13 protein-coding genes are annotated in these 18,025 nt (G+C 73.3%); 9 read left to right on the top strand and 4 right to left on the bottom strand.

The annotated features are described in order from the left end of the window. Positions 1-20: 20 nt before the first annotated feature. Positions 21-2,786 (top strand): AfsR/SARP family transcriptional regulator, encoded by a 2,766-nt coding sequence (locus J2S44_RS10160; RefSeq protein WP_310411151.1) that lies wholly within the window; start codon positions 21-23, stop codon positions 2,784-2,786. A 23-nt stretch (positions 2,787-2,809) separates the two neighbouring features. On the opposite strand, the gene J2S44_RS10155 is transcribed toward J2S44_RS10160, so the two are convergent. Then, on the bottom strand, positions 2,810-3,748 hold the full coding sequence (locus J2S44_RS10155; protein WP_310411148.1) for a hypothetical protein: 939 nt from the start codon (positions 3,746-3,748) through the stop codon (positions 2,810-2,812). 557 nt (positions 3,749-4,305) lie between these two features. Here J2S44_RS10155 and J2S44_RS10150 point away from each other — a divergent pair. Both J2S44_RS10150 and J2S44_RS10145 read left to right on the top strand, forming a co-directional pair. Further along, positions 4,306-5,454 carry an alanine--tRNA ligase-related protein gene (locus tag J2S44_RS10150; RefSeq protein WP_310411145.1) on the top strand — a complete coding sequence of 383 codons (1,149 nt, stop codon included), beginning with the start codon at positions 4,306-4,308 and terminating at the stop codon, positions 5,452-5,454. Positions 5,455-5,818: 364 nt separating this feature from the next. Continuing rightward, positions 5,819-6,979 (top strand): cytochrome P450 family protein, encoded by a 1,161-nt coding sequence (locus J2S44_RS10145; RefSeq protein WP_310411142.1) that lies wholly within the window; start codon positions 5,819-5,821, stop codon positions 6,977-6,979. A gap of 10 nt (positions 6,980-6,989) precedes the next feature. Here the strand turns inward: J2S44_RS10145 and J2S44_RS10140 are convergent, their stop codons facing one another. Next, positions 6,990-7,766: an RNA ligase family protein gene (locus J2S44_RS10140; protein WP_310411139.1), complete on the bottom strand. Its 777-nt coding sequence runs from the start codon at positions 7,764-7,766 to the stop codon at positions 6,990-6,992. A 144-nt stretch (positions 7,767-7,910) separates the two neighbouring features. Between J2S44_RS10140 and J2S44_RS10135 the strand changes: the two genes are divergently transcribed. Further along, positions 7,911-10,142: a GH92 family glycosyl hydrolase gene (locus J2S44_RS10135; protein WP_310429570.1), complete on the top strand. Its 2,232-nt coding sequence runs from the start codon at positions 7,911-7,913 to the stop codon at positions 10,140-10,142. Positions 10,143-10,151: 9 nt separating this feature from the next. Then, a complete protein-coding gene (locus J2S44_RS10130; RefSeq protein WP_310411136.1) occupies positions 10,152-11,423 on the top strand; it encodes a glycosyltransferase in 1,272 nt (423 codons plus the stop codon). 161 nt (positions 11,424-11,584) lie between these two features. Here the strand turns inward: J2S44_RS10130 and J2S44_RS10125 are convergent, their stop codons facing one another. Beyond that, a complete protein-coding gene (locus J2S44_RS10125; RefSeq protein ID WP_310411133.1) occupies positions 11,585-12,628 on the bottom strand; it encodes a S1 family peptidase in 1,044 nt (347 codons plus the stop codon). A gap of 401 nt (positions 12,629-13,029) precedes the next feature. Here J2S44_RS10125 and J2S44_RS10120 point away from each other — a divergent pair, with 401 nt between their 5' ends. Both J2S44_RS10120 and J2S44_RS10115 read left to right on the top strand, forming a co-directional pair. Further along, complete coding sequence (locus J2S44_RS10120; protein WP_310429568.1) at positions 13,030-14,265, top strand: FAD-dependent oxidoreductase; 1,236 nt, start codon at positions 13,030-13,032, stop codon at positions 14,263-14,265. Continuing rightward, entirely contained in the window at positions 14,262-15,536 is a 1,275-nt protein-coding gene (locus tag J2S44_RS10115; protein ID WP_310411130.1) for an erythromycin esterase family protein, read from the top strand. The genes J2S44_RS10120 and J2S44_RS10115 overlap by 4 nt, the downstream gene beginning before the upstream one ends. Here the strand turns inward: J2S44_RS10115 and J2S44_RS10110 are convergent. Then, on the bottom strand, positions 15,517-16,197 hold the full coding sequence (locus J2S44_RS10110; protein ID WP_310411128.1) for a hypothetical protein: 681 nt from the start codon (positions 16,195-16,197) through the stop codon (positions 15,517-15,519). The two genes, J2S44_RS10115 and J2S44_RS10110, sit on opposite strands and share 20 nt — an antisense overlap. Before the next feature lie 104 nt (positions 16,198-16,301). Between J2S44_RS10110 and J2S44_RS10105 the strand changes: the two genes are divergently transcribed. Beyond that, complete coding sequence (locus J2S44_RS10105; RefSeq protein WP_310411125.1) at positions 16,302-17,138, top strand: alpha/beta hydrolase; 837 nt, start codon at positions 16,302-16,304, stop codon at positions 17,136-17,138. Beyond that, positions 17,128-17,991, top strand: coding sequence for a Vgb family protein (locus tag J2S44_RS10100; RefSeq protein WP_310411122.1), 864 nt, complete (start codon positions 17,128-17,130; stop codon positions 17,989-17,991). The genes J2S44_RS10105 and J2S44_RS10100 overlap by 11 nt, the downstream gene beginning before the upstream one ends. Positions 17,992-18,025 lie beyond the last annotated feature (34 nt).

The raw sequence follows: 18,025 nt of genomic DNA, 5'->3' as shown, positions 1-18,025 counted from the left end.
GTGGCATCGGGGGTGGCACGGTGGCACTGCGTTTCACGCTCCTCGGGCCGGCGACCGTGCGGCGCGAGGACCGGCTCCTTCCCGTACCGTCCGGGCGTCCGTCCGCTCTGCTGGCCGCGCTGCTGCTGGGCCGCGGCCGGATGTCGGCGGACCGGCTGACCGAGGCGCTGTGGGACGAGCCGCCCGCCTCCGCCGCGTCGAATCTGCGCAGCTACGCCGCCGCGCTGCGCCGTCTGCTCGGTGCGGACGGTGACCGGCTGCACCGCACCGGCGACGGTTACCTGCTGCGGGTCGAGGACGGCGAGCTCGACCTGCACGACTGGGAGCGTGCCGTCGCCGCCGCGCAGCGCGCCACCGAGCGAGGCGGTCCGGGTGAGGCAGCCGACCTGCTGGCGGGCGCGCTGGACCGGTGGCGCGGGCCCGCGGCGGAGGGCGTGACCCGGCGCGGCGCGGTGGGCCGCGCGCTGGACGCGCTGGACGAGGCCCGCTCCGCCGCGACGGAGCGGTTCGCCCGCGCCTGCGTCGACGCGGGCCGCCTCGACCGGGCGATCGCCTGCCTGCGCCCGTTCGTCGCCGAGCACCCCACTCGCGAGACGGCCTGGGAGTGCCTGGTGGAGGCGCTGTCCCGCGGCGGCGACCGGGCCGGCGCGCTGGAGACGTTCGGGGCCGCCCGCGCGGCGCTGGCGGCGGAGCTCGGCATCGAGCCCGGCCCCGGGTTGCGGGAGTGGCACACCCGGCTCCTCCGCGGCGAGCCGGTCGTGGCGAGCACCGGCACCGGCGGCGTCCGGACGCTGCCACCGGACACCGAGCTGGTCGGCCGCGCCGCACTGCTCGACGAGGTGGTCGGTGCGGTCACCGGTGGGCCACCCGGCTGTGTCGTCGCGCTGCACGGCCCGGCCGGGGTCGGCAAGTCGGTGCTGGCCGTGCGGGCCGCCTGGCGCCTGGCGGCCGACCACCCGGACGGGCAGCTCTACCTGGACATGTACGGCAGCACGCCGGGCCTGACGCCGCTGCGCACCGGCGACGCGGTCGCCGGCCTGCTGCACGCGCTGCGCGTGCCGACGAGCGGCGGCGAGGACGCGCAGCTGCGCACGCTGAGCGCGGAGCTGCGTGACCGGCGGTGCGTGGTGCTGCTCGACAACGTGGTGGACGCGGCGCAGGTGCGTCGGCTGCTCACCGGCCTCACCGGCGCCACGGTCATCGTCACCAGCCGGGCCGTGCTGTCCACGCTCGACGTGCGCCGGCACGTCGCGGTGGACGTGCTCACCCCGGCGTCGTCGGCCGCGCTGCTCGCCCGGCTCGACGGGCAGCGCCGGGTCGAGGCCGCGCCGGCGGACGCGGACGCGTTGGCGGAGCTCTGCGGTCACCTGCCGCTCGCGCTCCGGATCGTCGGCGCCCGGCTGGCCGGCCGCGCGGACCGGTCGCTGGCCGACATGGTGACCCGGTTGACGGACGAGCGGCACCGCCTGGACGAACTGGCCGCCGACGATCTCGCGGTGCGTTCTGCCCTCGCCCTGACCTGCGGCACCCTCCGGGACCGGCCCGGGGGCGGGCGGGCGCTGGACCTCTTCGACGCCTGGGGCGCGGTCGGCGCGCCGCTGATGGGAGTCGACCTCGCCCGCGCGCTGACCGGCGCCGACCGGTGGACGGCCCGGGCCGCGCTGGACCTGCTGGCCGAGGTGCGGCTGGTCGAACCGGCCGGTGACGAGCGGTACCGGCTGCACGACCTGGTGCGGATCTTCGCGATGGAGCGGGCGGCCGGCCGGACCGCGGATCCGGTGCGCCGCGCCCGGCGCTACTTCCTGGCGACCGCCCGCCGGGCCCGTGACCTGCTGCGGCCCAACGTCCACCGGGCGGACGACGGCGTCGCCGAGACCGTGCCGACGGTCGCGCTGGCGGACGACCGGGACGCGGTGCACTGGTTCGAGACGGAGCGGGTCAACCTGCGCGACGCGATCACGCGGTGTGCCCGCGACGGCACGCCGGAGGGCGATGCCTTCGCTGCCCGGCTGGTCGTCGAGCTGTACCCGTTCCTGCCGATGCGCGGCTACTACACGGACTGGCAGGAGCTGGCGGAGGCCGCGCTGCGGTGTGCCCGGCGGGCCGGGGACGCGCGCGACGAGATCGGCGTCCTGATCCAGCTCGCCGGCGCCCGGACCCGGGCCGCACGGCACCGGGAGGCGATCGGCGCGCTGCGGTCGGCGCTGGAGGTGGCCGAACGGCTCGCCGACGGTTCGCTGACCGCGCTGGTCCTGGACCACCTGGCGGTCGCGCTCACCCACGCCGGCCAGCTCGTCGAGGCGAAGGAGACGTTCCTGCGCTGCGTGGACCTGCACCGCGCCGGCGGGCACCGTTCCCGGCTCGGCATCACGCTCAACAACCTCGCGGACTGCCGCCGCCAGCTCGGCGAGTACGACGACGCGCTGCGGCACCTCTCCGAGAGCCTGGAACTGCGGCGTGCCCTCGGTGACCAGATCGGCGTCGGCGTGACCACGTTGTCGATCGGGCAGGTCTTCGCGGAGCACGGCCGGGCCGGCGAGGCACTCACCTGGCTCACCGACGCCCGCGCGCTGACCCGGGACAGCGGCAACCGCGAGGGCGAGTGGCGGGCGCTGACCGTCCGGGCCGGACTGCTCCGCGCCGCCGGTCGTCCGGGCGATGCCCGAGCCGACCTGGTGGCCGCGCTCGCGCTGTCCGAGTCGGTCGGCGACGACACCGGTGCGGATCAGGTGCGCATGGCGCTCGCCGCACTGTCCTGGACGGCGGAGGAGCCGGCTCTCCGTTGAGCCGGCTCCGCCGCACGTGCGCGTCAGGGTCGGTCGATGGACTGCTCCGCGTGGGAGGCCGGGGCGGTGAGGGCGGCGACGCGGGCGGCCAGCGCGTCGAGGACCTGTTGGGCGTCGGCGTCGGGGATGGCGTCGGCCAGGGTGTCGGGGGAGATGCCGGAGTCCTTGATCGCCTCGCTGAGCTGCTCGGCGGAGAGGCCGGCCAGCGTGCTCTTGACGACCTGGGCCGAGTCGACCATCTGGTCGCTGGACGAGAGCAGGACGGTGAGGTCGCGCTGGATCGCCTGGAGCCGGCGGAAGATCTCCGCGCGGTCCACGCCGCCGTTGTGGGTCGGCGAGACGCCCGGCGGGTAGCCGCCGTTGAAGAGCAGTCGCCAAAGGTCTTCGGCCGCAGCCATGTCGCCCTCCTCAGAGCCGTGTGACCGCCAGGTGGCGAGGGACTCGCCGGCGAGTATGGAGTGGATCCGGTTCATCGCGTCCGCGGAGTTGACGAAGCGGCGGATGAACGAGATGTGCAGGTGCCAGAGGTGCGTGGAGTCGCGCCCCGGGTCCGGCCCGGCGTCCGCGCCGACGCCGAGCGGCCGCCCGCCGGTGAGGACGTAGCAGTAGACGGACCGGTTGTCCTTGGTGCCGATGAACTCGCGGATGATCGGCACGCCGCCGATGTAGAGCCGCTCGTCCCGGGCCCGCGCCGCCACGTCGAGCCGGGACGTGTACCTGCGCATGGCGTCCGCGGACATCGTCAGGTCGAGGGCCGCCGCCTTGTCGCCCGGCCCCTGCCGGTCGGCGGCGACGTCCGCCCGCGAGTAGTCGCTGGTCGCGACCGCGTTGCGATAGTTGTGATAGCCCGGTTTGGCCGCGTAGATGCCGCCGAGCAGTGCGGACGGTTCCAATCTGTCGAACCGTTCCCACAGCGACCAGATCTCATCGGTGATCCGGGCCGGGTTGGGATTGCGCGCCACCAGCTGCACCTCCTTTTCGCACTGTCGACATGACGGTAAATATGCCCAATCGGAGGTGACGGTAGTGCTGCGTGCGGCATCCGCCACGTCCTGAACCGTGTATTTCTGGCCCGTACCGCCGGTGACCAGCGGTGATCCGCAAGGGGGCGTCGGCCGGTGGCTCGCTCGAACGGGTGATGCACGCGGATCATGCGTCGCCGGCGTGCCAATTTCACACGGCCACGGCCTGCGGCTTCATTCGTCGCCGAGGGCATTCACGCCTTCTGCGGCATCTAACGTATTTCTCGTCCACCGTCAAAGGTTCTTGACACCGCACGCCGTCACGGGAGCGGAGAGGCCGCGATTGATTACGCAGCGTATCGAAAAATGGGATGCATCCATTGATCCGCGGCGCTACCGTCGGACCCGTGCAGACTCTCCAGGTCATGACCGTCGCGGCCGCGCGAGCTTCCCGCTCGCCGGTCGTCGCTGCCTGAGCCTCTCTGCGCTCCCCACGCGGCCGGAAACGGCCGCGTCGCCCTTTCCGGCCCTCCCCGTGTTCCCGGAAGGGCATCATCATGAGAACCGACCAGACGGTACGGACATTCGTCGACTTCTACGTCGAGCGCGGCCATCGCGAGATCGTCGGCAGCACGCTCATCCCGCCGCCCGGCGACCCCGTGCTGTTCACCACGTCCGGCATGCACCCGCTCACGCCCTATCTGACCGGCCGCCCGCACCCGCTCGGCCGGCGCCTGGTCGACGTGCAGCGCTGTCTGCGCACCACCGACCTGGACGAGGTCGGCGACCGCACCCACCTCACCACGTTCGAGATGCTGGGCACCTGGTCGCTCGGTGACTACGACGGACCGCAGAGCCTGCGCTGGGGCCACGAGCTGCTGACCGGCCCGTTCGGGCTGGATCCGGGCCGGCTGCACGCGACCGTGCACCCGTCCGACGAGCTGGCGCCCGGCGTGTGGCGGGGTCTCGGCGTACCGGTGGAGATCACCGCGGAGAACTGGTGGTCGAACGGTCCGACCGGCCCCTGCGGACCCGACTCGGAGATCTTCTACTGGACCGGCGACGGCCCGCCCACCGGCGCGCCGACCGCGGACGACCGCTGGGTGGAGATCTGGAACCACGTCACCATGCGGTACGACCGGGGGCCCGACGGCGCGCTGACGCCGCTCGGCCGGCCCGCGGTGGACACCGGGCTGGGCCTGGAACGGCTGGTCACCATCCTGCAGAGGGCGGGTTCCGTCTACGGCACGGACGGGTTCGCGTCCTGGTTCACGCACGTGCCGCCGCTCTGGCCGCTCGGCGAGACGGACACCCGCGTGGTGTGCGACCACCTGCGCTCCGCGATCGTGGTGATCGGGGACGGCGTCCGCCCGGCGAACACCGGGCGCGGCTACGTGCTGCGCCGGCTGCTGCGCCGGGTCCTCACGCTGCTCTGGCGGGACGACCCCGGCCGTACGCTCGGCGCGCTCCCGGTGGAACCGGTCACGCACACGATCGCGCACTTCGGACTGCCGGTCACGCCGCCGGAGGTCCGCACGGTCCTGCACGACGAGGAGCGGCGCTTCCGCGACCTGCTCGACCGTGGGCGCCGGGTGCTCTCCCGGCGGCTGCGGCGCGGCGGTCCGCTCCGCGAGGAGGACTACCGCGACCTGCACGACACCCACGGGCTGCCGCGCGACCTGGTGGAGTCGCTGCTGAACTCGTGAGTGTCCGCCGCCGGCGGCACGGTCGTCGCCCCGGACGGTCCCGTCGTGACCCTCGACGGAACCGGTGCTCCGGGACGACGGCCGCGCCGCCGGTCGGAGGAGCCTCGGGTGGCGCGGGACCGCTCGGTTCCCGCACGGCGAGGCGGCACGGCGGCGATCCCGGTTGCGGTGGTGACGCGCCGCCGTACGCCAGCAACTCTGCCCGGCCCCGCGCCGCCGCACCATCGGGAACACAGGCCGCGAAACCGTGCTTAACGGACTTTCACCATGCCGGCTCGGACGAGCCCGAACGGGGGACCTTGCGCGCGCCGTCCAGATACTGACAACATCTGAATGTTGCTGTCATCTGAAATGGGGATGCGTTGTGGAACTGGACCTGACCGACCCGGAGCTGTTGCGGGACCCGATCGCCGCCTACGACCGGGCGCGGGAGGCGGCACCCGTGGTACGGCTGACCACGCCCGGCTTCGGCGTGCTGTGGGGCGTCACCCGGCACGCGGACGCCCGCGCCATGCTCACCGACCCGCGCCTGGCACCGTCGCCGGAGAGCTTCATCCGGATGGGCGTGCCGGAGCACTGCCGGCAGTACATGCGCACCATGCAGGAGCGGGACGGGCCGGAACACCGGCGGCTGCGCGACCTGGCCCGGCCCGCGTTCACGCCGCGCCGCGCCGAGGCGATGCGGCCACGCATCGCACCGCTGATCGACCGGCTGCTCGACGACCTGCCCGGTCACGCCCGGGACGGCGTCACCGACCTGCTGGCACACGTGGCGCAGCCGCTGCCGATGGACGTGATCTGCGAGCTGGCCGGCGTGCCGGCGGCGGAACGTGACCGGTGGCGCACGCACGGCGCGGTGATCCTCGCCGGCGACGGACGCGCGCTGATGGCCCGCGTCCCCGAGATGATCGACGACGCGATCCGCGCGGTCGGGGGCGGGCGAGCCGGCGACGACATGATCGGCATGCTGGCCGCGGCGGACGGCGACCGGCTCTCCGAGCAGGAACTCGTCACGCTGGTCTGGCATCTGGTCCTGGCTGGTCAGGTGCCGGCGAACCTGATCGCCAACTCGATGGCGACGCTGCTGGCCGACCCGGCGCTGATCGGCGCGCTGCGCGCGGAGCCGGCGCTGCTGCCCGGCGCGGTCGAGGAACTGACCCGCTGGCAGCCGCCGCAGATGTTCACCATCCCGCGGTTCGCCGGCGAGGAGATCGAGATCGGTGGTGTGCGCATCCCGAAGGGCGCACCCGTCACGGCCGTGCTGCCGGCCGCGAGCCGGGACCCGCGCGTCTTCACCGACCCGGCGCGGCTGGATCTCCGGCGGCGGGAGGCGGCCCACCTCGGGTACGGGCACGGCCCGCACTTCTGCCTCGGCGCGCAGCTGGCCCGGGTGCAGACCGAGATGGTGCTGGCCGCGCTGCTCGACCGGTTCCCCCGCATGCGCCTCGCGGTGGACCCGGCCGAGCTGCCCTGGGTGCCGGACCCCGCGACCCGGCGCCTGTCCGCACTGCCCGTGACGCTGTGACCGGTCCGGGCTACCCGGCCCGGCCGCGCGGGCGCAGCGTGCGGGCGTAGTCCTGGAAGCGGGCCTTGGCGATCACCGAACGGTCGGGGGCGCGGAACACGATGCCCTCGGCCGTGCCCTGGCCGGACTCGTCGAGCCGGACCAGCGTGCCCGGGAGCCGCTCGGTCAGCAGCGCCTGCGTCTCCGCCAGGCCGGCCGGCAACCGCGCCGCGTCCAGCGTGAACAGCCGTGGCGTCAGCTCCACGCCGGCCTCGGCCGCGGTCGCGTGCAGCGCGTCCTCGTCCGCCCACGGCTGGCCGCCACCCTCCCGCCACGCCGAGATCTGCTGCGGCGCCGCCGTGAGCAGGTCCTCGTGCCCGTCGAGGAGCGCGACGTCGAACAGCCGCCAGCCGACCGCGCCGCGCGTGCTGTACTCCTTCGCGTGGCCGCCGATCTTGCCGCCGTACAGCTCCAGGTAGAGCACCCGGAACCGGTCCGTGGCGGGCAGCGACTCGGCCAGCGGGCGCAGGTGCTCCACGATGCCCTGCGACGGGTTCCCGATCAGGTCGCCCCGCGCGTAGAGCAGCTCCTCGCGGGAGCCGAGCAGGTACGTACCGCCGGGGAGCTGGATGATCCGGGCGTTCGTGCCGTCGACCTTCTCGGTGGCCAGCACCGGTCCGGTGAACGGGACGGTCTCGTCGAGCAGCCCGCCGTTCCGCGGGTCCAGCGAGTGGTAGGTCGGGATCGACGGGTACTTGGTCATCGAGTTCAGGGCGCGCAGGTCGATGGCGCGTACGTCGACGCTCATGGTGATCCCTCCTCGGCGGACCGGACCGCAAGATCGCGGTGCCCGGCAAGGATGGCAAGCACGCGCACGCGGAGCAATCGAAAAATCCGCACCGGAAACGTCCCCGTAACCGACCGAAGATCGTACGCCGGGTAAAATTTCGGGATCTTAGACGACGTTGATCCGTTCATCGGTACAGCGGCCACCGACCTGCCCCGGGCGGACGGTCTGGCCGCCACCTGGTGGTGGCCGAAGCCGCAGGTCGGCAACACCCACCCCGGCGCCACCTCGCCCCTCGGCATGGTCTCCGCCTGCGCCTACTCCGGTGCCTACCCGACCGGGTACGGCCGCTACGCCAAGAACACCGAGGGCGTGCCGGAGGAGATGTTCGGCGAGCTGCAGGCGTCCGGCTTCACCCACTTCCAGCAGTCCGGCACCGGCGCGATCCGCAAGTACTACAACTACGTGCGCGTCACGCCGATGGTGCAGCCGCTCGACGACCTCGGCCAGGCCTGGCCGCTGCACGACGAGACGGCGGAGCCCGGCTACTACGCGGCGACGCTCGGCACCGGCATCCGCTCCGAGATCACGGTCGGCGACAAGGTCGCGGTGCACCGCTACACGTTCCCGCGGTCCAGCAGCTCCCGTGTCGTGATCGACATGTCCTGCGGCGGTCTCGCGATCGAGCTGGGCCGGACCATCCCGCTGCGCGCCCAGGTGGAGAGCATGGGCCAGGGCTTCGCGCAGGGCACGGTGTGGATGGAGGGCGTGCCGCTCTCCGTCTTCGTGCAGTTCGACGCGCCGCGCTGGCGGCAGATGCTGTGGTACGACCGCCGGCTGATCAACGGCGGCACCCGGCTGGACTTCGACAGCATCCGGCACACCACGCTGCGCCCGTTCGGCATGCTCTTCATGGGCCCGACCGTGGCCGGCCAGACCGTCGAGATCCGGATGGGCTTCTCGCTGCGCGGTCACGAGCAGGCGCGGCGGAACCTGGAGAAGGAGTGCGGTGTCGAGACGGCCGCGTTCGACACGGTGCGGTCCCGGACCCGGGCGCGCTGGGGCGACCATCTCGACCGGGTGCAGGTCGAGGGCGGCACGCCGGCCCGCCGCACGGTGCTGGCCACCTCGCTCTACCACTCGCTGATCAAGCCGTGCTTCGGCGACGACGAGTCCCCGTTCTGGCCGGACTCCGGGCCGTACGCGTTCGACGTCTGCACCATGTGGGACATCTACAAGACCCAGCTGCCGCTGCTCTCCGCGATCGTCCCGGACCGGGCGAACGACCTGCTGGAGTCGCTGATCCGGGTGTGCGAGGAGGAGGGCAACTTCCCGATCGGCTACCGGATGGCGCGCGGCGCGGACCGGTTCTTCCGGCAGGGCAGCGCGCTCGCGCACACCGCGCTCGCGGACGCGCACGCGCTCGGCCGGGAGGGGATCGACTGGAACTGGGCGCTGGTGCACATGGTCGACGACCTGCGCCGGATGTACGGCGAGGACTTCTGGGAGCACGGCGTCGTGCACCCGATCAGCCACACGCTCGACCTGGCGTACGCGCACCACGCGACCGCGAAGGTGGCCCGCGCGCTGAACGACCGCCGGCTCGCGGACGACCTGGAGGAGCGCAGCCGCGGCTGGCGCAACGCGTTCGACCCGGAGACCGGGCTGCTGCGCGACTCGGAGTTCTATGAGGGCGGCAAGTGGAACTATTCCTTCCGGCTGCTGCACGACATGCGAGCGCGAATCGCATTGGCCGGCGGGGACGCGGCCTTCACCAGAATTCTGGACCAATTCTTCGGGTACGGCGCGGATCCGGTGACGCAACCCGGCCGGGCTCCGAAACCGTCCGAGATGGCGGCCGGATATGCGCTCAACCGGTTCGAGGGACTGAACAACGAACCGGACATGGAAGCGCCCTGGGCGTACCACTACGCGGGCCGTCCGGACCGTACCGCCGAGGTGGTGCATGCGGCTCTGACCTGGCAGTTCGGCACCGGCCGCGGTGGCCTGCCGGGCAACGACGACTCCGGCGGACTGAGCTCCTGGTACGTCTGGGCGTCCCTCGGCCTTTTCCCGGTCGCGGGTCAGAATCGTTTCCTGATTAATTCGCCCGCGTTTCGGAGTGCGATGATCCGGACCGGTGAGGGTGAGTTCGTCATCGAGACCAGTGGGCACCGCGACTCACCGATCGGGGTGGACGGTATTGATCGGACCCCGCCGGTCCAGTACGTTCAGGCCGCCACCCTCAACGGCAGGCCTCTGGACGCCACGCACGTGAGCGCCGCGGACGTTCACCGCGGCGGTCGACTGCAGCTCACGCTGGGTCCGGAGCCGTCCTCGTGGGGGCGCGGGATCCGCCCGCCGTCCCTGTCAGACTCGGCGGCAGCAGCTCAATAAGGAAAGACCATGGAATACCCCCGTCGCCGTCTCGTGATCGTGGTCCGGGCCGACCCGGTGATCTGCGGCCATTCGGGCGAGGCACGCAACCTCGCCGAGGTCGCGCTGACCCGCGGGTTCGACGACGTGCGCCTGCTCACCTGGACGATCCCGACGCTGCAGGCGGCCGGCCTGCCGCTCAAGCCGCTGGACCGGCTGCTGCCCTACAGCGAGGGCATCACGGTCGAGCGCCCGGAGCCGGTCGGTGACTACCGGGTGCCGGACGGCCGCCACATCGCCGGCATGACCGGCCGGCTGGTCGAGCTGCTCGCCGAGCCGGTGCCGACCATCGTGCTGTCCATGTACCTGGTGCCGCACACGCAGGTGGTCAACGAGGCGGTCGCGGCCGCGCGGGCGGCCGGGTTCGCGCCGGACGTCTACACGATCGCGAAGGCGGTCGGCTCGGACGTCACCAACGTGATCCGCAACTGCCTGCGCGAGGGCGCGTTCGGTGCCGCGACCGTGCTGCTCACCCAGTTCCTCGCCAGCGACGAGGTGGTCGCCGTATCCGACTACACGCGGGACGAGATCATCGAGTCGGCGGAGGAGGTGGACGCGGCCGTCGGCACGCGCTTCGCCGAGGAGTGCCGCCGCCGCGTCACGGTCAGCTACCCGCCGATCGACTCGTCCGCCTACCTCGACCTGGACCCGGCCGCGGTCGACGCCGCGCTGGCCCGCCGCGGCCTGGAGCGCGACGGCTACGTGCTGTTCCTCTCCCGCGTCGCCCGCGCCAAGGGCATCTACGACCTGGTCATGGCGTACGGCCAGATGGAGTGCCGGGACAAGGTCAAGCTGGTCGTGGCGGGCACCGGACCGGCGCTGGAGCACGTGCAGGCGATGGCCAAGGAGGACGAGAACATCATCTTCCTGACCGACGTGGACGACGACGAGAAGCCGCTGCTGATGAACGGCTGCGCGGCCTACGCGCTGCCGACCAAGCCGGAGCCGGACTTCGTCGAGACGTTCGGCATCGCGCTGGCCGAGAAGGGCCTGGCCGGCGGCGGCCCGATAATCACGGCGCTGACCGGCGGCACCGGCGAGGCGGTCGGCGACGCCGCGGTGATCGTCGAGGCCGGCGACGTGGCCGGCATCGCGGCGGCGGTCGACCGGGTGGTGCTGCACATGTCCGCCGAGGAGCGGCGCGACCTGGAGGTCCGGGCGCGGGCGCACGCCATGACGTTCGACCGCGGTCAGGTCTTCGACGATCTCTTCCCGGTGAAGCCGGCGGTCGTCGCGGCCTGAGAAGCCGTCCGGACCCGCTGCCCCGCCTCGGCGTGGCCGGGTCCCGAGTGTTCCCGCGGGCACCGGCCGGCCGCCGGTCGTGGGGTTGAGGAACGGAAAGGACCGAGCCGCTGGACCCGTGCGGGGGATTCAGCGGCTCGGCCGTGCGGTGCGCGGGACGGCTAGAAGCCGCCCACCGTCAGGCCGCCGCGCGAGAGCGCCTCGGTGACGGGCTGGAAGTAGGTGACGCCGCCGGAGGTGCAGTTGCCGGAGCCGCCGGAGGTGATGCCGTAGGCGACCGAGCCGCGGTACAGCGGGCCGCCGGAGTCACCGGGCTGCGCGCAGACCGTGGTGCGGATCATGCCGGTGACCGAGCCCTCGGCGTAGTTGACCGTGGTGTTGAGCGCGGTCACCTGGCCGGAGCGGGTGCCGGTGGTGCTGCCGCGGCGGGTGACCTGGGTGCCGACGGCCGGGGTGGCCGCGGAGGAGATCGTCTGGCTGCCGACCGCGCTCGGCTTCGCGATGCTGGTGTTCGTGTACCGGACGATGCCGTAGTCGTTGCCCGGGAAGCTCGTGACGGTGCGGGTGCCGAGCGTCGTGGAGCCGTTGGTCCACGTCGAGGCGATGTTGGTGCAGTGGCCCGCGGTCACGAAGTAGTACGTGGAGCCGGACCGGGCGTTGAAACCGAGCGAGCAGCGGCTGCCGCCGGCGTAGATCGCGTCGCCACCGGAGATCGTGGTGGAGAGCTTGCCGGTGAACTCGAGGCGGGCCGCGGCGCCGGCCTTCTCGACCTTGGCCTTGAGGATCGCCACGTCGGCGTCGCTGACCGTGTTGTCGACGGAGACCACGACCTGGTTCGCCATGACGTCGGTGCCCCACGCCGTACCCGCGATCGGGGTCTTGTTGAGGTCCGCGATCACGGCGTCGAGCTGCGCGTTGCTGAAGGTGACGGTCTCGGCGACCGCGCCCTCGGCCCGGACCGCGCGGGCGGCCGTCGCGTCCGTCACGGTGACGACCATGCGGTTGGTGTCCGCGTCGAAGTACGCACCCGCGGTGCGGTTCGCGCCGAGCTCACCGCTGAGCGTCATGGCCGCGTCCGCGTGGGCCTCGGTCATGAGCGTCGGGGCGGCCTGAGCGTTGGTGGGGGCGATGAGAGCGCCGACGAGGATGGCGGGCGCCGCGATGATCGTCGCTGAACGCCGGATCGAGGAGCTTGTGGATCTCACGTGGTCCTCCGAGGGGGGTGGATCGGCAGCGGACATTCCACTCGAATCAGGAGAGTTGATGCCCCAGATGCGGGAAAGACTTCCATCGGTCAATGCCCCCCACAAGGCCTATTTCCCACGTGAGGTACTGGGCGGTATGTGCCGTCTGAGCAGGCAAAACGCCCCATGTGCGGGGAATCGGATGATCGGTTGCGCGTACGACAAGGGAAAACCCTTAGGGAATGTTCACCTCATGGGTGCCCGGGGTGCCGCAACCTCGTGATATCCGGCCGGTTGATCGACAAACCCTGATTTCCGACGCGTTGCGGTTGTCGTGCGTTCGACACCCGCGTCGTCCGGTCGCGTGCCTATAATTCAACAGTCGATGAGATTGGGGGTGCGCTATGAGTCGCACCGATGAGATGGACGCGGACGTCTGCGTCGTCGGCGGCGGGCCCGCCGGGCTGATGCTCGGCCTGCTGCTCGCCCGCGCCGGCGTGCGCACGGTGGTGCTGGAGAAGCACGCGGACTTCCTGCGCGACTTCCGCGGCGACACCGTCCACCCGTCCACGCTCGCGCTGATCGCGGAGCTGGGGCTGGCGGAGCGCGCGGAGGCGCTGCCGCACCGCAAGGTCGACCGGGTCTCGCTCACGTTCGCGGACGGCACGCGCCGCATCGGCGACCTCCGCCGGCTCAGGGGCTGGCCGCCGTACATCATGTTCGTCCCGCAGTGGGACTTCCTGGAGATGCTCGCGACGGAGGCCGCCCGCTACGACACGTTCACGCTGCTGCGCGAGACCGAGATGACCGCGCTGGACCGCGATCCGGACGGCACCGTGCGCGGCGTGCGGGCGCGCACGTCCGGCCGCGGGTCGCTGCACGTCCGCGCCGCGCTGACCGTGGCGTGCGACGGGCGATCCTCCACGGTACGACGCGAGCTGGGCCTGAGCCCGGTCGAGTTCGGCGCGCCGATGGACGTGCTGTGGTTCCGCATGCCACGCCTCGACACCGATCCGGAGGGCGTCCAGGGACTGGTCGGAGCCGGGGGAGCGCTGATCTCGATCGACCGGGGCAGCTACTGGCAGATCGCGTACCTGATCCCGAAGGGCGGCTACGGCACCGTCGTCGCGCAGGGGCTGGACGCGTTCCGTACCCGCGTGGTCTCGCTCTTCCCGGCGCTCGCCGACCGGATCGGCCAGATCACCTCGTTCGACGACGTGCACACGCTCACCGTGCAGGTCGACCGGCTGCGCCGCTGGCACGTGCCGGGCGCACTGCTGATCGGCGACGCCGCGCACGCCATGTCACCGATCGGCGGCGTCGGCATCAACCTCGCGATCCAGGACGCGGTCGCGACCGCCCGGCTGCTCGCGCCCGCGCTCCGCGAGGGGCGGCTCACCCGGGCCGACCTGGCCGCGGTGCAGCGCCGCCGCATGCTGCCGACCCGGATCGTGCAGGGCGTGCAACGCGTCATGCAGCGCGCCCTGATCGCGCCGCTGCTGCGCACGGAGAAACCGGTCCGGGCGCCGCTGCCGCTGCGCGTCCTGGACCGGTTCCCGGTGCTGCAGGGCATCCCGGCCCGGGTGATCGGCGTCGGGCCGCGACCCGAGCGCCCGCCCGCCCGCACCGGCGCGGAGCGGTATCCTGCGCGATCGTGAGAATCGCACTGAGCACTGTGGACCCGGACCCCCCGCTCGACGACCTGGAGCCGCTGCGCGCGCTGATCGGCGGCGCACGCGTGGTCGGGATCGGCGAGTCCGCCCACTACGTGCGGGAGTACCAGCTGCTCCGGCACCGGCTGCTGCGGTTCCTGGTCGAGCGGATGGGCTTCACGGCCTACGCGCAGGAGTCCGGCTACAGCGAGGGCCGCGCGCTCGCGTCCTGGGTCGCCGGGGCGCCGGGTGACTTCCCGGCGGACGCGCTGACCTACCGGTTCGGGAACGCGCCGGAGACCCGGCGCACGTTCGAGTGGATGCGCGCGCACGGCGCGGTCGGCTACACCGGCCTGGATCTGCCCGGCGACCTGGCGTCGATGCTGCCCGCGCTGGACGGCCTCGACGCGCACACCGATCCCGGTGCCGCCGGCTCGCTCGCGTCCCTGCGCGAGCTCGTCACCCGGTGGGCCGGTCCGCACCCGATGCCCGCGTTCGCGGCCTACCTGGCGATGTCACCGGCCGACCGCGACGCCCAGACCGTGCTGCTCGCCGACCTCGCCACCCGGATGGACGCGCTGCGCCCGCTCCACCCGCACCCCACCACCGCGGCGCCGGTCGGCCGCGACCGGATCGCCGGTCCGGTGGAGGCGCCGTCGGCGGGCGGTGGTGACCGGGCGGCCGTCCCGGCGGTGACCGGGCGCGGCCGGGTGGCCGATTCCGCGGAGTGGGTGGCGGCGCGGCACGGGCTGCGCCTCGCGGTCCTGCTCGACGCGCAGCTGCGCGCCCAGGCCCGGGCCGCCGGCGGGGCGACGGCGGAGCTGGCCGTGAACGCCCGCGACGCCGCGATGGCGGAGACCGCGCGCCTGCTGCTGACCCGGGGCGAGCGCCTGGTGATCGGCGCGGCCAACTCCCACCTGACCCGGACACCGCTGCCGGCCGCCGGCATCGAGCTGCCCACGCTCGGCGCCCACCTCGCGGCCGACCTCGGCGCCGACTTCGTGGCGATCGCGCTGACCACCGTCGCCGGCCGCGTCCTGACCCGCCGTCGCTCCGCCACCGCACCGGAGGGCGTCGAGATCACCGAGGCCGACCTCGAACCGCCGGCCGACGGCAGCATCGAGGCCCTGCTGGCCGCGGACGCCCCGGTGCTCGCCGACGTCCGCGCGCTCGACGCCGTCCGCACCCGCGTCCTGGACACCTACCAGGACGTGCCGGTCGCCCGCGCCTACGACCTGGTCGTCTGCCTTTCGACGGTCACTCCGACCGTTCGCTGAGCGGCAGCGGCAGCGGCAACGCCGGTGGCAGCACCGGCGGTGGCAGCACCGGCGGTGGCGGCGGCAACGCCGGTGGCGGTGGCACCGGTGGTGGCGGCCGGCGGCGCGCGAGGGGTGCGAGACCGGCGCCGATGGCGAGCGCGGCGAGCGGCAGCAGGCCCGGGTCGGCGGCGACGGCGAGGAAACCGGCCAGGACCGCGAACGGTGACCAGACCGGGAGCCGGCGCGGCTCGGCGAAGGACAGCAGACTCAGCAGCACGAGCAGGCCGAACTGCACCAGCAGCGGGCCGGCCGGTGCGAGCGTCCCGGTCAGCGGGAGCGCCCGCCCGGCCGGCTCGGCGAGGTCACCGGCCGCACCCCAGCCGGCAACGCCCCAGCCGCCTGTGGCCCAACCGCCGGTTGCCCAGCCGGCCGCGTCCCGGCCGACCGTGGCCCAGCCGGACGTGGCGGCGCCGAGGACCGTGGCGGCCGTGGCGGTGGTGGCGAGCGGCGAGGATCCGGCCAGCGGCCGCAGCAGCGAGGCCAGCAGCGCGAAGAACAGCATGGCCAGCAGGAACACGGCGTGGCCGGTGGCCCGGGCGGGACCGTCGCCGCCGAGCCAGCGCAGGATGCCGTGGGCGAGCAGCAGCAGCGGCGCCGCGACGGCACAGACACGCGTCATGGACGAAGCCTGCGCCGGAACCCGGACCGGCTCATCCGGGACTTTCCCGGGGAGAACCCGGAATCCGGTTGCGGTCCGACGGTCCACCTTGAAGAGTGAAGACGATGATCAGTGGCATCGATTTCGGCGGTACGGACGGCGGCGTGCCGGTCCTGCTGGTGCACGGCAGCGGGCAGAACGCGGCGGCCTGGACGGACGTCGCGGAGCGGCTGACCGCGGGACACCGGGTCTTCGCCGTCGACCTGCGCGGGCACGGGCAGCACCCGCTGGGGTCGACGGCCGGTTCGCAGTACTGGCGGGACCTCGGCGACGTCGTGGCGGAGCTGGGCTGGGAGCGGCCGCTGCTGGCCGGGCACTCGACCGGTGGGTACGCGGTGACGGCGGCGGTCGCGGCCGGGCTGATCGACGCGTCCGGGATCTGCGTGGTCGACGGCGTGGTGCTGGACGACCGGGCGACGGCGGCCGCGGCGCTGGCGCACTGGTCGACGGACGAGGGCGGCCGGTGGATGCGCGAGACGTTCCGGTACGGCTGGGAGGCGACCGCGGCGGAGCGGGACGCGTGGCTGGACGCGCCGCTCGACGAGCTGGAGCGGGGCGCGCGGGCCGGGCTGGTGCGCGAGGTGCGGCGCCGCTCGTTCGTACCGGTGGAGCACGGGTTTCTGCGGCGCCCGACGGTGGCGGAGATCGCGACGGCGGGTGCGCCGGACCCGGCGGACGACGTGTTCCCGGCCGTGGACGTGTACGAGCGGGTCCGGTGCCCGATGACGATCGTGCTGGCCACCCGCGGCTTCTATGCGGACCGGCGGGACGAGGTGGCCGCGATCGTGTCGGCGCGGCCGGACCGGTCGCTGGTGGACCTGGACGCGAACCACAACGTGCCGGCGACCGCCCCGGCGGTGCTGGCCGACGTGATCGAGCGGATGGTGAAGGATGTTCGATGAGTTCCCGGTGGGCGGCAGCCCGTACGGCATCGTGGCCGGCGCGGACGGTGCCGCCTGGACCACGCTGATCCACAGTGGGCAGGTCGCCCGGGTGGCGTCGGACGGCACGGTGGTCACGCACGACCTCGGCGCGCCGGGCAGCGGCCCCGCGGTGATCGTGACGGGTGCGGACGGCGACGTGTGGTTCACCCGGTCGCGGGACGACCGGATCGGCCGGATCGACGCGGCCGGCACGGTGTCGGAGTTCCCGGTCACGGCCGGGTCCGGCCCGTTCGGTCTGACGCTGGGGCCGGACGGCGCGCCGTGGTTCACGGCGATGACCGCGAACGCGGCCGGGCGGCTGGGCCCGGACGGCACGGTCACCGAGTTCCCGTTCCCGGTCGCGAACGCCTTCCCGTCGATGATCTCCACGGGTCCGGACGGCGCGCTCTGGTGCACGCTCAACCGCGCGAACGCGCTGGCCAGGGTGGCGCTGGACGGCACCGTCACCGTGCATGCGCTGCCCACCTCCGGCGCCGGCCCGGTCGGCGTCGCCTGCGCGGCCGACGGCACGGTCTGGTTCGCCGAGATCCTGGCCGGCCGGCTCGGCCGGCTCGGCGCGGACGGTGTGCTCACCGAGTTCCCGCTGCCGGACCCCGACGCCAAGCCGCACGCGATCGTCGCCGACCCGGACGGCGGCGCCTGGTTCACCGAGTGGGCCGCGAACCGCATCGGCCACGTCACCGCGGACGGCACGATCCGGCACTGGGACCTGCCCACGCCGGATTCCGAGCCGCACGGCATCGCCCTCGCCCCGGACGGCGCGATCTGGGCGGCCCTGGAGAAGGGCACGGTCGTCCGGCTGCGGCCGTAGCGGTCGCCGGAGAACGAGAGAACCCCCCGAGGCC

It is taken from the genome of Catenuloplanes niger (assembly GCF_031458255.1).
Classification (GTDB): Bacteria; Actinomycetota; Actinomycetes; order Mycobacteriales; family Micromonosporaceae; genus Catenuloplanes; species Catenuloplanes niger.
Note: the sequence above shows the minus strand (reverse complement) of the source record. Positions and strands in the feature narration are given on the sequence as shown.

Bases quoted from the DNA above. Each gene is read 5' to 3' on its own strand.
- J2S44_RS10100 (WP_310411122.1), top strand. From the start codon at position 17,128: ATGTTCGATGAGTTCCCGGTGGGCGGCAGCCCGTACGGCATCGTGGCC.
- J2S44_RS10105 (WP_310411125.1), top strand. From the start codon at position 16,302: ATGATCAGTGGCATCGATTTCGGCGGTACGGACGGCGGCGTGCCGGTC.
- J2S44_RS10130 (WP_310411136.1), top strand. From the start codon at position 10,152: ATGGAATACCCCCGTCGCCGTCTCGTGATCGTGGTCCGGGCCGACCCG.
- J2S44_RS10140 (WP_310411139.1), bottom strand. From the start codon at position 7,766: ATGAGCGTCGACGTACGCGCCATCGACCTGCGCGCCCTGAACTCGATG.
- J2S44_RS10150 (WP_310411145.1), top strand. From the start codon at position 4,306: ATGAGAACCGACCAGACGGTACGGACATTCGTCGACTTCTACGTCGAG.
- J2S44_RS10110 (WP_310411128.1), bottom strand. From the start codon at position 16,197: ATGACGCGTGTCTGTGCCGTCGCGGCGCCGCTGCTGCTGCTCGCCCAC.
- J2S44_RS10120 (WP_310429568.1), top strand. From the start codon at position 13,030: ATGGACGCGGACGTCTGCGTCGTCGGCGGCGGGCCCGCCGGGCTGATG.